Source organism: Azotobacter salinestris, assembly GCF_009363155.1.
GTDB lineage: Bacteria > Pseudomonadota > Gammaproteobacteria > Pseudomonadales > Pseudomonadaceae > Azotobacter > Azotobacter salinestris.
In genome coordinates this window covers 1,442,940-1,457,396 of sequence record NZ_CP045302.1, presented here as the reverse complement: position 1 = coordinate 1,457,396, position 14,457 = coordinate 1,442,940, and the positions used below count along the sequence as shown (strand labels likewise).

The window sequence follows — 14,457 nt, the reverse complement described above, 5'->3', positions numbered from 1 at the left end:
TCCATTCGATTCGCTGATTCAGAGTGAAAGACAGACAGAACCCAGTGTAAAATGTCTTGTCCCCGTTTGAAAAAGCGCAGCTTCATGCTGGCCAAGGGGTTTTTCAGCAGACTGCCCTAGAGTCGGAAAAAGGCAGGAAACGGATCTTTCCTGCCTTCCCACACAATGCCCAACCAACCTGCCTTTATCCTGCATAGCCGTCCTTACAAGGAAAGCAGCGCGCTGGCAGATTTCCTCACCCCGCAAGGACGACTGCGTGCAGTGCTGCGCTCCGCGCGCGGCAAGTCTGGCAGTCTGGCTCGACCCTTCGTGCCGCTGGAGCTGGAGTTGCGCGGTCGAGGCGAACTGAAGAGCGTCGCCCGTCTGGAAAGCAATGGCATCCCCTGCTGGCTGACTGGCTCAAGCCTGTTCAGCGGGCTTTATCTGAACGAGCTGCTGATCCGTCTGCTGCCTCTGGAAGATCCACACCCATCCCTGTTCGATCATTACGCTCTCACGCTTGACGCATTGGCGGCTGGGCGTCCGCTGGAGCCTTTGCTGCGTGCCTTCGAATGGCGTCTGCTGGTGGAGCTGGGCTATGGTTTTTCCCTGGACCGCGATCTGCATGATCAGCCCGTGCACGTCCAGAGGCTCTACCGCTTGCTGCCCGATGTCGGGCTGGAGTTGGTTGACCAGTTGCAGCCAGGCCTGTTCCAGGGCGGCGAGCTGCTGGCCATGGCCGAAGCCGACTGGCAGTTTCCCGGTGCCCTGGCCGCGGCCAAGCGCCTGATGCGCCAGGCCCTGGCGCCTCATCTTGGTGGTCGGCCGCTGGTCAGCCGCGAACTCTTCATGAATCTCAAGGAGCCCCCCCGTGACTGAAGCCAATCGTATCCTGCTGGGCGTGAACATCGATCATGTGGCAACCCTGCGGCAGGCCCGCGGCACCCGCTATCCGGACCCGGTCAAGGCCGCGCTGGATGCCGAGGAGGCCGGCGCCGACGGCATCACCGTGCATCTGCGCGAGGACCGCCGGCACATCCAGGAGCGCGATGTGCGGGTGCTCAAGGAGGTGCTGCAGACACGGATGAACTTCGAGATGGGGGTCACCGAGGAGATGCTTGCCTTCGCCGAGCAGATCCGTCCGGCGCACGCCTGCTTCGTCCCGGAGACCCGTCAGGAGCTGACCACCGAGGGGGGGCTGGACATCGCCGGTCAGGAGGCGCGCATCCGCGCCGCAGTGGAGCGTCTGGCACGCATCGGCTGCGAAGTGTCGCTGTTCATCGACGCCGAGCCGCGGCAGATCGAGGCCGCCGCGCGTATCGGTGCGCCGGCCATCGAACTGCACACCGGTCGCTATGCCGATGCCCATACGCCGGCGGAGACGGCTCGCGAGCTGGCGCGCATCCGCGATGGCGTGGAGTACGGTCTGAGCCACGGGCTGATCGTCAACGCCGGTCACGGGCTGCACTACCACAACGTCGAGCCGGTGGCGGCGATTCCGGGGGTCCACGAGCTGAACATCGGCCATGCCATCATCGCGCAGGCCCTGTTCGTCGGTTTCAAAGAGGCGGTGCGGGAGATGAAGACCCTGATGCTGGGCGCCGCCATGCGCCGCTAACGGCGGAACAGGTTGATCAGCAGGCTCGCCACCAGGCTGATCAACAGCATGGAGGTGAAGGGGATGAAGAGTCTGCCGCGCTCCGTCTCGACCCGGATGTCGCCCGGCAGGCGACCGAACCAGCCGAACAGCCAGGGCGCATAGTGCAGCGCGATGCCGAGCAGCAACAGGGCCGCCCCGAGGATCATCAGCCAGCGGGCCATCCAGTCACCTTCTTCGTTCGGGCAAGGGGCGGGACGGGCTCAGGGCTTGCGGGCCAGCAGCACTGCACGGGTCGGTGCGGGCAGGCCCTCGACCGTCCTGCCGGGGTCGGTCGGATCGAGAAAGTCTGGCAGAGACTGGAAGGTCATCCATTCGGTGGCGCGCTGCTCCTCGACGGAGGTGACGGCGACATCCACGCAGCGCACCTCGACGAAGCCGGCACGGCGCAGCCACAGCTCCAGGGCCGCCACCGAAGGCAGGAACCAGACGTTGCGCATCTGGGCATAGCGATTTTCCGGCACCAGCACGGTCGTGGCGTCGCCGTCGACCACCAGGGTTTCCAGCAGCAGCTCGCCCCCTCGGCGAAGGCAGTCCTTGAGCGCCAGCAGATGGTCGATGGGCGAGCGGCGGTGATAAAGCACGCCCATGGAGAACACCGTGTCGAACCCCTCCAGCTTTTCCGGCAGGTCCTCGAGGGCGAGCGGCAGGTGCCAGGCGGGCAATTCCGGCAGATAACGCCGGAGCGCGAGGAACTGGCAGAAGAACAGCCAGTTGGGATCGACACCGATCACGCAGTCGGCATCGGCGCCGAGCATGCGCCACATGTAGTAGCCGTTGCCGCAGCCTACATCGAGGATGCGCCGGCCGCGCAGGTCCAGGTGCGGAGCGACCCGCTGCCACTTCCAGTCCGAGCGCCATTCGGTATCGACATGCACGCCGAACAGGTCGAAAGGCCCCTTGCGCCACGGCGACAAGCCGAGCAGGGCCTGGCGCAGGGCGGCGCGGGTGTAGTCATCGCAGGTGCCGGCAAGACCTACCCGCTCGCCCAGCTCGATGCGCTCGACAGTCAACGGGGGCAGTGCCTGCAGGGCTGCCTGCCAGCGTTGCAGGTCACCATGGCTGCGGGTCAGGCGCTCATCCAGCTGTGCCGGGAGGCTGTCGGCCCAAGCGGCCAGGGGGGTGCCGGCGAGGCGGCGGACGAGGGGATACAGGTCGATCATGGCAGGGCGATCAGCGAGGCGAAGTTGAGACACTGGAACCAGGGCACGACCTTGCGAAAGCCGGCGGCCTGCAGGCGTAGACGATGTTCCTCGAGGCTGTCCGGTTTCATCACGTTCTCGATGGCGCTGCGTTTCTGGGCGATCTCCAGTTCGCTGTAGCCGTTGGCCCGCTTGAAGGCGACGTGCAACTCGCCGAGCAGGGCGTGCTCCTCGGCATCGCCAAAGCGCAGCTTCTCCGAGAGGATCAGCGCTCCCCCAGGCAGCAGGGCCCGGTGGATGCGGCCGAGCAGGTCTAAGCGGCGTTCGGGCGGGATGAACTGCAGGGTGAAGTTCATCGCCACCAGGGAGGCCGGTGCGAGCTCCAGGGCGAGAATGTCGGCCTCGATGGTCTCCACCGGCAGCAGCTCCTGGAACATGGCGTCCTGGGCGTGCAGGTATTCGCGGCAGCGCTCGAGCATGGCCGGCGAATTGTCCACCGCGATCACCCGGCAACCTTCGCTTTTCACATGGCGGCGCAGTGCCTGGCTAACGGCACCGAGGGAACAGCCGAGATCGTAGAGGCGGGTGCCGGGCCGGGCGAACTGCGCAGCGAGCACGCCGATGTTCTCGACGATGGTCGGGTAGCCCGGCACCGAGCGCTTGATCATGTCCGGGAACACCCGGGCCACGTCTTCGTTGAAGGTGAAGTCCGGCACTTCGGCGAGGGGCTGGGCGAAGAGGCGGTCGGGGGAGTGTTTCACATGGCTTCCGCAGCTTGGGACAGGGCCGGCATTTTAGCCAAGAGCGCCCTGCCCATACAGCGGCAACGGGCGGTGTGCGCCAGGCGGTCATTCGACGGTGATGGCGCAGTCGAAGACCTTTTCCGGCTCCTTGCCGACCTCCCAGGGCCGCTGGTAGACCAGCAGCAGGTTGTCCTTGCCGGCCTGCACGGCCTGGAAGCGCCAAGTCGACTGCCCGGCGCTGCCGACCACTCCGGATTCTTCCGCTTCGCTGTAGACTTCCGGACCCAGGCTGCGCAGTACCCGTGCGGCGGATTCGCGGACTTGCCAGCGATAGCCGGTGGAAGGGTTGCTGGGCAGGCTCAGCACCAGGTGCTGGCGGCTTTCCAGTTGCAGCGGGCAGTCACTGTCCTCCTCGAGGGTGACGGTGGTGCTGCCGTTGTGCGTGCAGCCCGTCATCCAGATGAGGCCGAGAGGCAGCAGGTATGGCAGGGCAAGGCGCATGCAGGGTCTCCTGGCGAAGATGATGGGGGAGCATAGCTGGAAGCCTGGCTGTCTGCAGTGCTGCGATTGTGGCCTTCTGCCGTGTCGCTATGGCGCGGTTGGACAGGCGTGCCAGATGGGACCGAGAATGGCAGCGGCGCAGGCGCGCCGATGGATGAAGCGATGCAGCCAAGGGGGAGCTTTCGGATGACGGGTGAGTGGGCGGAGCGCAGGAGCAAGGGGTCTTCCATCGCGCGCGTCCTGGAAATCATCGAGGCCGTCGCGCAGGCGGAGCGCGCGCTGTCCCCGGCCGAGCTGGCTCTCATGCTGGACATCCCCAGACCCAGCATCCACCGCCTGCTGCAGCAATTGCAGGCCGAGAGTTACCTGCAGCTGAACCCGCGCGGATCGGTCGTTCCCGGCGACCGGCTGCAGCGGATCGCCATGGGCGTGCTGTATGCGGGCCGGCACAAGGCGCTGCGCCAATCGATCCTGCAGCGCTTGGCGCGGGAAACCGGCGAGACCTGCGGTATCGCCATACCCGATGGCATCGACATGGTTTATGTCGACCGGGTGCAGTGCAACTGGCCGCTGCAGATCCATCTGCCGATCGGTTCCCATGTCCCGGTGTGGTGCTCGGCCAGCGGCAAGCTGTACCTGAGCAGCTTCCCCAGGGCGCGTCGCCAGCAGATCCTGCGCAGCCTGCCGCTTGAGCGGCTGTCGCGCAACACCATCACCGATCCGGAGGCGCTTGAGGCTGCCCTGCGGGTCATCGGCGAGACCGGCCTGGGGGTGGACAACGAGGAATTCATCGACGGCATGGTCGCCTGCTCGGTGCCCATCCACGGGCCGGATGGGCGCCTGCATGCCTGCCTCTTCGTACATGCGCCGACTTTGCGCCGGAGCCTGAGCGAACTCGAGGCGATGGCGCCTCTGCTACGCCGTGCCGCCGGCGAACTGGCCGAACTGCTGCTCGAGGCGAGCCCGCAGGACGGCGTTCGGCCCGTCTGACCGGTCTACCTACAGGCGTCGTTCAGCGCCAGAGGCCTCGGTACAGCTCGACGATCTGTGCGCAATCGGGCGCGCGCGGATTGTTGCCGGGGGAGCCGGAGGCCAGCGCCTGCTCGGCCATGGTCGGCAGCAGTTGCTCGAAGCGCGCACGCTCGGCGCCGAACTGCTCCAAGGTCGGCACCTTGAGTTCGGCATTCAACTCATGGAGAAAGGCGAGCAGCCGCTCGTTCGCCCGGGCGTCGTCATCCGTCTCGGCGGCCACGCCGATGGCGCGTGCGCACTCGGCATAGCGCCGTTCGGCGGCCGGGATCGAGAAGGCGGTGACGCTGGGCAGCAGCATGGCGTTGGACAGCCCGTGCGGCACATGGAAGAAGGCGCCGATCGGCCGGCTCATGCCATGCACCAAGGCCACCGAGGCGTTGGAGAAGGCCACGCCGGCCAAGGTCGAGCCGAGCATCACCGCCTCGCGTGCCGCCCGATCACTGCCATCGCGGTATACGCGCGGCAGGTTCGGACCGATCAGGCGCATGGCCGCCAGCGCCTGACTATCGCTGTAGGAATTGGCCCGGCGGCTGACATAGGCCTCGATGGCGTGGGTGAGCGCATCGATGCCCGTGTCGGCGGTGGTCCGCGCCGGCAGCGAGAGGGTCAGCTCGTAGTCGATCAGCGCCGCCTGCGGCATGAAGCCGATTCCGGCACAGAGCATTTTTTCATCGCTGGCCTCGTCGGTGATGATGGTGAAGCGGGTCACCTCGGAGCCGGTGCCGGCCGTGGTGGGGATAGCGACAATCGGCAGGCCGGCCTCGTTCACCTGACAGGGGAAACGGTAGTCGCGGATCTGTCCGCCATGCCGGCCGAGAATGGCGATGGCCTTGGCGCTGTCGATCGGGCTGCCACCGCCGAGGGCGACGATGGCGTCGTAGTCGCCCTCGCGCACCTTGGCCACGCCTGCCTGGATGGAGGCTGCGGTGGGTTCTGGGACGGTGTCGGCGAACAGTTCGCAGGCAATGTCGCGCTCGGCCAGAGTCGCCTGGAGGCGTGCGGCGTAGCCGAGCTGAACCATCATCCGGTCTGTGACCAGCAGCGGCCGCCGGCAGCCGAGGGCGAACAGCACCTCGGGGAGCTTCTGGCTGGCGCCGGCGCCGATTTCCATGATGCGCGGCAGTATGGCTTGCACGGACACGGGGATTCTCCTCTGAAGGGGATCGGGAGGCACCGGAGACGGCGCCCGGAGCGATCCTGGGCGCAGGGGCGGCAGGCCAATCGCCGACCACGCTGGTGAAGGTGCCGGGATGGGTCTGCCTGTGGGTCAGGTTGCGGAGCGCCGGCAGGCGGGATACACGGGCAGGCGGGCAGGTCTGTGCCGAGGACGGTGGGCATGACGTTTTCCTTGGTTGTTCTTGTTAAAGCGATATGTTTTGTATCGTTATTGACGATATATCAGGTGTCAAGCCAAGGTCGGACAACCCGGGCAATCTGGGGGCTGGCAGGCGGGAGCCTTGCAGAGGGCGCACTGAGTCGCCCGGAGGATACTGGAGCAGGGGCGGTGGGCGGCACGGGCCGCCCGCCCGGAAGGGTCAGGGCTTGTCGGGAAACAGCATCTTGACCACGTCGGAAAAGGTCTTGGCGAAGTGCACGCTGAGGCCTTCCTTGAGGTAGGCCGGCAGCTCCTCGAAATCGCCGCGGTTGGCTTCCGGCAGGACCAGTTCGAAGATCTTCTGCCGGCGAGCGGCGATCACCTTCTCGCGGACCCCGCCGATGGCCAGCACCTGACCGGTGAGAGTCAGTTCGCCGGTCATCGCCACATCCTTCTTCGGTGCCTGGTTGCGGGCCAGCGACAGCAGGGCGCTGGCCATGCTGATGCCGGCGCTGGGGCCGTCCTTGGGCGTGGCGCCCTCCGGCACGTGGAGGTGGACGAAGGCCTGGTCGAAGAAGGTCGGGTCGCCCTTGTACTGCTTGAGGTGCGAGCTGACGTAGCTGTAGGCGATTTCCGCCGATTCCTTCATCACCTCGCCGAGCTTGCCGGTCAGCTTGAAGCCGCGGTTCAGGGTATGGATGCGTGTCGCCTCGATCGGCAGGGTGGCGCCGCCCATGCTGGTCCAAGCTAGGCCGGTGATGATGCCGACGCCCTCCAGGCGCCGCTCCTTGCGGAACGGCGGCATGCCCAGATAGTCCTCGAGGTCCCTGGGCCCGACCTTCACCTTGGCTTCGGGATCCTCGAGCAGCCTGACCACCGCCTTGCGCACGATCTTGCCCAGCTGCTTCTCCAGCTGGCGCACGCCAGCCTCGCGAGCATAACCCTCGATCACCGCCCTCAGCGCGCCGTCGCTGATCGACAGGTGGTTCTTCGGCACCCCGGCCTTCTCCAGCTGGCGCGGCCACAGATGGCGCTTGGCGATGGCGAACTTCTCCTCGGCGATGTAGCCGGACAGGCGGATCACTTCCATGCGGTCGAGCAGGGGACCCGGGATCGAGTCCAGGGTGTTCGCCGTGCAGACGAACAGCACCTTGGACAGGTCCAGCCGCAGGTCGAGGTAGTGATCGAGGAAGGCCACATTCTGCTCGGGATCGAGGGTCTCCAGCAGCGCCGAGGCCGGATCGCCATGGTGGCTGGCGCCCAGCTTGTCGATCTCGTCGAGCATGATCACCGGGTTCATCACCTCGACATCCTTCAAGGCCTGCACCAGCTTGCCCGGCAGCGCGCCGATATAGGTGCGCCGGTGGCCCTTGATCTCCGCCTCGTCGCGCATGCCGCCGACGCTGAAGCGGTAGAAGGGCCGGCCGAGGGATTCGGCGATCGACTTGCCGATGCTGGTCTTGCCGACCCCGGGCGGGCCGACCAGCAGCACGATGGAGCCGGCGATCTCGCCCTTGAAGGCACCGACGGCGAGGAACTCGATGATCCGCGCCTTGATGTCGTCCATCCCGGCGTGGTGCCGGTCGAGCACTTTGCGGGCATGCGCCAGGTCGAGCCGGTCCTCGCCGTAGACGCCCCAAGGGATGTTGGTCGCCCAGTCCAGGTAGTTGCGGGTGACTGCATATTCCGGCGAACCGGTTTCCAGGATCGACAGCTTGTTGAGTTCCTCGTCGATGCGCTTGCGCGCCGCCGGCGGCACCCTCTTGCCCTCCAGGCGGGCGCGGAACTCGTCGGTGTCGGCGCTCTTGTCGTCCTTGGTGATGCCCAGCTCGCGCTGGATGATCTTCAGCTGCTCCTTGAGGAAGAACTCGCGCTGGCGCTCGCCGATCTGGCGGTTGACCTCGGCGGACAGCTCGTTCTGCAGGCGTGCGACCTCGACCTCCTTGCGCAAGAGCGGCAAGACCTTCTCCATGCGCTTGAGCACCGGCACGGTGTCCAACACCTCCTGCAGCTCGTCGCCCGGCGCGGTGGTCAGCGCGGCGGCGAAGTCGGTCAGGGGCGAGGGGTCGTTTGGGCTGAAGCGGTTCAGATAGTTCTTCAGCTCCTCGCTGTACAGGGGGTTGAGCGGCAGCAGTTCCTTGATCGCGTTGATCAGCGCCATGCCGTAGGCCTTGACCTCGTCGCGCGGATCCTGGGCACTCTTCGGATAGTCGACTTCGACCAAGTACGGCGGCTTGCGGCTCAGCCAGCCGCGGATGCGCACCCGCGCCAGGCCTTGGGCGACGAACTGCAGCTTGCCGCCCTCCTGGCTGGCGTGGTGCACGCGCACCAGAGTGCCGTGCTCGGGCAGCTTGTCCGGGTCGAACTCCTCGGCGCTCTCCGGCGGCGGGTCCATGTAGAACAGCGCCAGGCTGTGCTGCGGCGTCTTGACCACGCGCTTGAGGGTTTCCGCCCAGGGGTCGGGATTGACCACCACCGGCAGCACCTGGGCAGGGAAGAACGGGCGGTTGTGGATCGGAATGACGTAGACCTGTTCGGGCAGGGTCTGTTCGGGCAGGACGAGACTGTTGGCCGTGGTCTCTGCGTCGACGATCTCGGTTGCGATTTCCTGGTCGTTCATGACTCACCTTGTCTAGCAACTTTGTTGACTAGATGGGGTGTTGGCGTGGTTTTTCAAACGATGAAGCGGCCGTCGGGAAGGTCTTAATTGTTATGATATAACATGATAGATTCGCCACCCCGACGTGGCCTGCCTGTCTGCCTGGTCCTTCGTCATCTGTACTCTGGAGATTTGCATGAAGCGCCATCCCTTCGCCTGGACCCTCGGACTGACCCTGGTTCCGGCCGTCTGGGCGAGCGAGCCGGTGGAACTGGAATCCACCGTGGTCAGCGCCAGCGCCCTGGCCAAGAAGCCCCACGAAATGACCACGCCGGCCGAGGTGTTGGAGGGCGACGAGCTGATCCTGCGCCGCGAGGCGACCCTCGGCGAAACCCTGGAAGGCCTGCCCGGCGTGCGTTCGGCGAGCTTCGGTGCGGGTGTCGGGCGGCCAATCATCCGCGGCCAGCAGGGCGCGCGGGTGAAGATGCTGAGCGACGGCGTGGATGTGCTCGACGCCTCGAACGTCAGCCCGGACCATGCGGTGACCAGCGAGCCGCTGCTGGCCGAGCGCATCGAGGTGCTCAAGGGGCCGGCGACCCTGCTCTACGGTGGCGGCGCGATCGGTGGGGTGGTCAACGTGATCGACAAGAAGGTGCCCACCTACGTTCCGGAAAACGGCTACGAGGGCGAGCTGGAGCTGCGTGCCAACAGCGTGGCCAACGAGGGCTCCGGCGTGTTCGGCATCACCGCCGGCGCTGGCAATTTCGCGGTGCGCGTGGAGGGGGTCAAGCGTCAGGCCGACGACTACGAGATCCATGGCTCGCCGAGCAAGCAGGAGGGTTCCTTCAACGACACCGATACCTTCAGCCTGGGCGCCAGCTTCATCGGCGAACGCGGCTACCTCGGCGTGGCCTACAGCGAACAGAACAACCGTTATGGGCTGCTCGGCCATCAGCATGCCGACTGCCATCTCGACGGGGTGGCCTGGCATTGCGGCGAGGAGCATGGGGAGGAGGAGCACGAAGACGAGGAGCACGAAGACGAGGGGGAAGGCGTGCCCTATGTGGACCTGCGCCAGTACCGCTGGGACCTGCGCGGCGAGCTCAAGGACCCGCTACCCGGCTTCGAACTGGCGCGTCTGCGTGTCTCCCACAGCGACTACCGCCATGAAGAAATCGAAGGAGGCCGGGTCGACACCCGCTTCGACAACGACGCCAGCGACGCCCGCCTGGAGTTGACCCACCAGCCGCTGTTCGGCTGGCGCGGTGTGCTCGGCGGACAGACTCTGCGCCGTGACTTCGAGGCCACCGGCGAGGAGGCCTACGTACCGCCGACCATCACCCGCAACCACGCGCTGTTCCTGCTCGAGGAATACACCGCCGGCGCCTGGCGCTACGAGCTCGGCCTGCGCCACGAGTGGCAGGACATCGAGGCCGAGGGCCGACCGGACAAGGACCACCGTGGCACTTCGTTCTCCGCCGGTGCGGTGTGGACCTTCGCGCCGGAGTACTCGCTCGGCTTGTCGCTGAGCCGTTCGCAACGCCTGCCGAGCGCCGAGGAGCTGTACGCCGACGGTCCGCACGCGGCGACCCGCACCGTCGAGCTGGGCGATCCAGGCCTGGACGAGGAAACCTCGCACAACGCCGAGCTGACCTTGCGCAAGTTCGCCGGGCGCACCACCTTCAGCCTGACCCTGTACCGCAACCAGGTGGACGACTACATCTACGCCGCCGACACCGGCCGCGATATCGGCTCCGGCTATCGGGAGATCGAGTACCGGCAGCAGGATGCGCTATTCACCGGCGCCGAGGGCGAGGTGCGCTTCCAGGCCACCGACGCCACCGCGCTGACCCTGTTCGGCGACCATGTGCGCGGCAAGCTGCGCGATGGCGGCGGCGACCTGCCGCGGATTCCCGCCGGGCGTCTCGGCGTGCGCCTGGACCACGGCTTCACCCCCAGCCTCGACGGTCAGCTGGAGTTCTACCGGGTGAACCACCAGCAGCGTCTGGCCGACCATGAGACCGAGACTTCCGGCTACAGCATGCTGGGCGCCAGCCTTACCCATCATGGGGCGCTCCGGCATGCCGACTATCAGATCTACCTCAAGGGCGACAACCTGCTGGACGAGAAGGCCCGCGACCACAGCTCCTTCATCAAGGACGACGTCGTACAGCCCGGACGCAACCTGACCCTGGGGTTGCGAATGATGTTCTGAATTCGTAGCGACTGGCCTGCCTGCCGCTTGCTATCGTCTAATCCGAGGATGGCAAAAGGAGGTGGGTGATGTTCAAAGCCAGTCGGGTTCTGCAGGGCGATGTGCTCGACACCAGTGCTGGAGAATTCTTTCCGATCATCAGCGCCAACTATTGCGTCGACGAGGCAGCCTGGCTGAGCGAGCTGCTACCGTTGGCCGATCCCGGCGAGGCCGGTATCGCGGCCATTCGCGAGCATGCCCGTGCATTGATCGAGGCGGTGCGCCGCCGCGGCAATGCGGAGGACACCCTGGATGCCCTGCTGCGCGAGTACAGCCTAGATACCCAGGAGGGGCTGATGCTCATGTGCCTGGCCGAGGCGCTGCTGCGGGTGCCCGACCCGGCCACCGCCGAGGCCCTGATCCGCGACAAGCTGAGTGCGGCGCAATGGGCGCAGCACCTCGGGCACAGCGACAACCTGCTGGTCAACTTCGCCGCCTGGGGCCTGCTGATGACCGGCCGGCTGGTCAGTCCGGAGAGCTCCGACGGCCGGCCGAAGAAGGTGATCGGCCGGCTCCTGCAGCGCTCCGGCGAGCCGGTGATCCGCGCTGCCCTGAGCCAGGCGATGAAGTTGATGGGCAGCCAGTTCGTGCTCGGCCGCAATATCGCCGAGGCGCTGCGCAACGCGCGCCGGGCCCGCGAGCGTGGCTACAGCCACTCCTTCGACATGCTCGGCGAAGCCGCCCTGACCGAGGGAGCCGCCGACCGCTTCCTGACCGACTACCGCCTGGCCATCGAGGCCCTCGGCCGTGAGCCGCAGGTTGGCAACGGGCCGCGACCGTCGATCTCGATCAAGCTCTCGGCGCTGCATCCGCGCTACGAAGTGGCGCAGCGCCAGCGCGTGCTCGTCGAGCTGTTCGCCAGCGTGCGGGAACTGGCCGAACTGGCCCGCTCGGTGAACGTCGGGATTACCATCGACGCCGAGGAGGCTGATCGCCTGGAGCTGTCCCTGGAGCTGTTCGAGAAGCTGCTCTGCGACCCGGCAATCCGTGGCTGGGGCGAATTCGGCCTGGTGGTGCAGGCCTATTCCAAGCGTGCGCTTCCGGTACTGGTCTGGCTGACCCTGCTCGGCCGCGAGCTGGATACGCGCATTCCGGTGCGCCTGGTCAAGGGCGCCTACTGGGACAGCGAAATCAAGCAGTGCCAGGTGCAGGGGCTGGATGGCTACCCGGTGTTCACCCGCAAGGAGGGGACCGACACCTCCTACCTGGCCTGTGCCCGCTATCTGCTCGGCGAGCACACTCGTGGGGTGCTCTATCCGCAGTTCGCCACCCACAACGCGCATACCGTCGCCTGCATTCTGGCCATGGCCGGAGAGCCTCACACGCCGCGCGATTTCGAGTTCCAGCGCCTGTACGGCATGGGCGACGCACTGTACGACTGCCTCCTCGAGCAGCGGCGGGTCAGGGTGCGCATCTACGCGCCGGTGGGGGAGTACCGCGAACTGCTGCCCTATCTGGTCCGCCGTCTGCTGGAGAACGGTGCCAACTCCTCGTTCGTGCACCGGCTGGTCGATCCGCGGATTCCGGTCGAGACCCTGATCGAGCATCCGGTGGAGCAACTGCGCCGCTGCAGCAGCCTGGCCAACCCGCGCATCCCCTTGCCGGTGGACATCCACGGGGCGGGACGCAAGAACTCGCGGGGCATCAATCTGAACGTGCGCAGCCAGTGGCAGCCGTTCGAACGGGCCCTGCGGGTGAAGCTGGAGCACCGTTGGCAGGCGACGCCGCTGGTCGACGGCCAGGTTCTCGCCGGCGAGGTGCACGAGGTGCGTTCTCCCCAGGACCTCGACCGCGTGGTAGGAACCCAATGGTGCGCCGGTAGCGAGCTGGTCAGCCTGGCCATGGAGCGGCTCGCCGCCGCCTGGCCGCGCTGGAACGCCACGCCGGTGGAGCAGCGCGCCGCCATTCTCGAGCGGCTCGCCGATCTGCTCGAGGAGGACCGTGCCGAACTGGTGGCCCTGTGTATCCTGGAGGCCGGCAAGACCATCCAGGACAGCCTCGACGAGGTACGCGAGGCGGTGGACTTCTGCCGCTATTACGCCCAGCAGGCGCGTCTGACCCTGGGGCGCACGGAACTCCGGGGGCCGACCGGCGAGCGCAACGAGCTTTTCTACGAGGGGCGCGGTCTGTTCTTCTGCATCAGCCCGTGGAATTTCCCCCTGGCGATCTACCTGGGGCAGATTGCCGCCGCGCTGGTCGCCGGCAACTGTGTGCTGGCCAAGCCGGCCGAACAGACCAGTCTGATCGCCGCCCGTGCCCTCGAGCTGCTGTTCGCCGCCGGCCTGCCGAAGGAGGCGATCGCCTTCCTGCCCGGCGACGGTCCCAGCCTGGGGGCTGCCTGCTGCGCCGATCCGCACCTGGCCGGGGTCTGCTTCACCGGCTCCACGGAAACCGCGCGCCTGATCAATCGTCGTCTGGCCTGGCGCGACGGGCCGCTGGTCACGCTGATCGCCGAGACCGGCGGGCAGAACGTGATGATCGTCGATTCCACCGCGCTGCCCGAGCAGGTGGTCAAGGATGCCCTGCATTCGGCCTTCACCAGCGCCGGGCAGCGCTGCTCGGCGCTGCGCGTGCTCTATCTGCAGAACGAAATCGCCGGGCCGGTGATCGACCTGCTCCGGGGAGCCATGGCCGAGCTGCGCATCGGTCTGCCGCAGCGTCGGGACACCGATATCGGGCCGCTGGTCGACGCACAGGCCCGCCAGGGACTGCTGGAGCACGTCGACATGCTCAAGAGCGAGGGGCGCCTGCTCGCCGAGGCGAGCCTGACGCCCGGTCTGAACGGCCACTTCCTTGCTCCGGTCGCCTTCGAGATCGGCGGAATCGGCGAGCTCAGGAGGGAGCACTTCGGCCCCATCCTGCACGTGGTGCGCTATGCCGCGGAGGATCTCGAGCAGGTGGTTGCGGCGATCAATGCCAGCGGTTATGGCCTGACTCTCGGCGTGCACAGCCGCAACGAGGCGACCGCCCGGCGCATCGAGGCGCTGGCGCGGGTCGGCAATCTCTACGTCAACCGCAACCAGATCGGCGCGGTGGTCGGCGTGCAGCCTTTCGGCGGCTGCGGCCTGTCGGGGACCGGGCCGAAGGCCGGCGGGCCGAACTACCTGCTGCGCTTCGTCCAGGAGCGCTCCACCGCCATCAATACCGCTGCGGTGGGCGGCAATGCCTCGTTGCTGTCCCTGACCGAAGGAGACTGAGGGCGACGTTCTCGCGATCGTCTGCACATCCTGCCGGA

General features: G+C 66.7%; 11 protein-coding genes. 5 read left to right on the top strand and 6 right to left on the bottom strand.

Annotation, left to right across the window (positions count from 1 at the left end; all coding sequences use genetic code 11):
- Positions 1–165: 165 nt before the first annotated feature.
- Both recO and pdxJ read left to right on the top strand, forming a co-directional pair.
- Entirely contained in the window at positions 166–858 is a 693-nt protein-coding gene (gene recO / locus GCU53_RS06835; protein WP_152386942.1) for a DNA repair protein RecO, read from the top strand.
- The gene (gene pdxJ, locus GCU53_RS06830; RefSeq protein ID WP_152386941.1) at positions 851–1,597 is read left to right on the top strand and encodes a pyridoxine 5'-phosphate synthase; all 747 of its coding nucleotides are present in this window, start codon (positions 851–853) and stop codon (positions 1,595–1,597) included. The genes recO and pdxJ overlap by 8 nt, the downstream gene beginning before the upstream one ends.
- Here pdxJ and GCU53_RS06825 read toward each other — a convergent pair.
- From GCU53_RS06825 to GCU53_RS06810, 4 genes are all read right to left on the bottom strand, one after another.
- Positions 1,594–1,800, bottom strand: coding sequence for a DUF2905 domain-containing protein (locus tag GCU53_RS06825; RefSeq protein WP_152386940.1), 207 nt, complete (start codon positions 1,798–1,800; stop codon positions 1,594–1,596). The two genes, pdxJ and GCU53_RS06825, sit on opposite strands and share 4 nt — an antisense overlap.
- 39 nt (positions 1,801–1,839) lie before the next feature.
- Positions 1,840–2,799 (bottom strand): tRNA 5-methoxyuridine(34)/uridine 5-oxyacetic acid(34) synthase CmoB, encoded by a 960-nt coding sequence (gene cmoB, locus GCU53_RS06820; RefSeq protein ID WP_152386939.1) that lies wholly within the window; start codon positions 2,797–2,799, stop codon positions 1,840–1,842.
- Entirely contained in the window at positions 2,796–3,539 is a 744-nt protein-coding gene (cmoA, locus tag GCU53_RS06815) for a carboxy-S-adenosyl-L-methionine synthase CmoA (protein WP_152386938.1), read from the bottom strand. Before cmoA ends, cmoB begins: the two co-directional genes overlap by 4 nt.
- Before the next feature lie 87 nt (positions 3,540–3,626).
- Positions 3,627–4,022, bottom strand: coding sequence for a protease inhibitor I42 family protein (locus GCU53_RS06810; protein WP_152386937.1), 396 nt, complete (start codon positions 4,020–4,022; stop codon positions 3,627–3,629).
- A 186-nt stretch (positions 4,023–4,208) separates the two neighbouring features.
- Here GCU53_RS06810 and GCU53_RS06805 point away from each other — a divergent pair, with 186 nt between their 5' ends.
- A complete protein-coding gene (locus GCU53_RS06805; RefSeq protein ID WP_152386936.1) occupies positions 4,209–5,012 on the top strand; it encodes an IclR family transcriptional regulator in 804 nt (267 codons plus the stop codon).
- A 22-nt stretch (positions 5,013–5,034) separates the two neighbouring features.
- Here GCU53_RS06805 and GCU53_RS06800 read toward each other — a convergent pair whose 3' ends face one another.
- Together GCU53_RS06800 and lon are read right to left on the bottom strand one after the other, a co-directional pair.
- Positions 5,035–6,195 (bottom strand): iron-containing alcohol dehydrogenase, encoded by a 1,161-nt coding sequence (locus GCU53_RS06800; protein ID WP_152386935.1) that lies wholly within the window; start codon positions 6,193–6,195, stop codon positions 5,035–5,037.
- 394 nt (positions 6,196–6,589) lie between these two features.
- On the bottom strand, positions 6,590–8,989 hold the full coding sequence (gene lon / locus GCU53_RS06795; protein WP_152386934.1) for an endopeptidase La: 2,400 nt from the start codon (positions 8,987–8,989) through the stop codon (positions 6,590–6,592).
- Positions 8,990–9,158: 169 nt separating this feature from the next.
- Between lon and GCU53_RS06790 the strand changes: the two genes are divergently transcribed.
- Positions 9,159–11,183, top strand: a complete 2,025-nt coding sequence (locus GCU53_RS06790) for a TonB-dependent receptor (protein WP_208845497.1) — start codon at positions 9,159–9,161, stop codon at positions 11,181–11,183.
- A 68-nt stretch (positions 11,184–11,251) separates the two neighbouring features.
- On the top strand, positions 11,252–14,419 hold the full coding sequence (putA, locus tag GCU53_RS06785; RefSeq protein WP_152386932.1) for a bifunctional proline dehydrogenase/L-glutamate gamma-semialdehyde dehydrogenase PutA: 3,168 nt from the start codon (positions 11,252–11,254) through the stop codon (positions 14,417–14,419).
- The last annotated feature ends 38 nt before the right edge of the window (positions 14,420–14,457 follow it).

What these genes read in the sequence shown, in the direction of transcription:
- GCU53_RS06805 (WP_152386936.1), top strand. Translation starts at nt 4,209, where the DNA reads ATGACGGGTGAGTGGGCGGAGCGCAGGAGCAAGGGGTCTTCCATCGCG.
- GCU53_RS06825 (WP_152386940.1), bottom strand. Translation starts at nt 1,800, where the DNA reads ATGGCCCGCTGGCTGATGATCCTCGGGGCGGCCCTGTTGCTGCTCGGC.
- cmoB (WP_152386939.1), bottom strand. Translation starts at nt 2,799, where the DNA reads ATGATCGACCTGTATCCCCTCGTCCGCCGCCTCGCCGGCACCCCCCTG.
- lon (WP_152386934.1), bottom strand. Translation starts at nt 8,989, where the DNA reads ATGAACGACCAGGAAATCGCAACCGAGATCGTCGACGCAGAGACCACG.
- putA (WP_152386932.1), top strand. Translation starts at nt 11,252, where the DNA reads ATGTTCAAAGCCAGTCGGGTTCTGCAGGGCGATGTGCTCGACACCAGT.
- recO (WP_152386942.1), top strand. Translation starts at nt 166, where the DNA reads ATGCCCAACCAACCTGCCTTTATCCTGCATAGCCGTCCTTACAAGGAA.
- GCU53_RS06810 (WP_152386937.1), bottom strand. Translation starts at nt 4,022, where the DNA reads ATGCGCCTTGCCCTGCCATACCTGCTGCCTCTCGGCCTCATCTGGATG.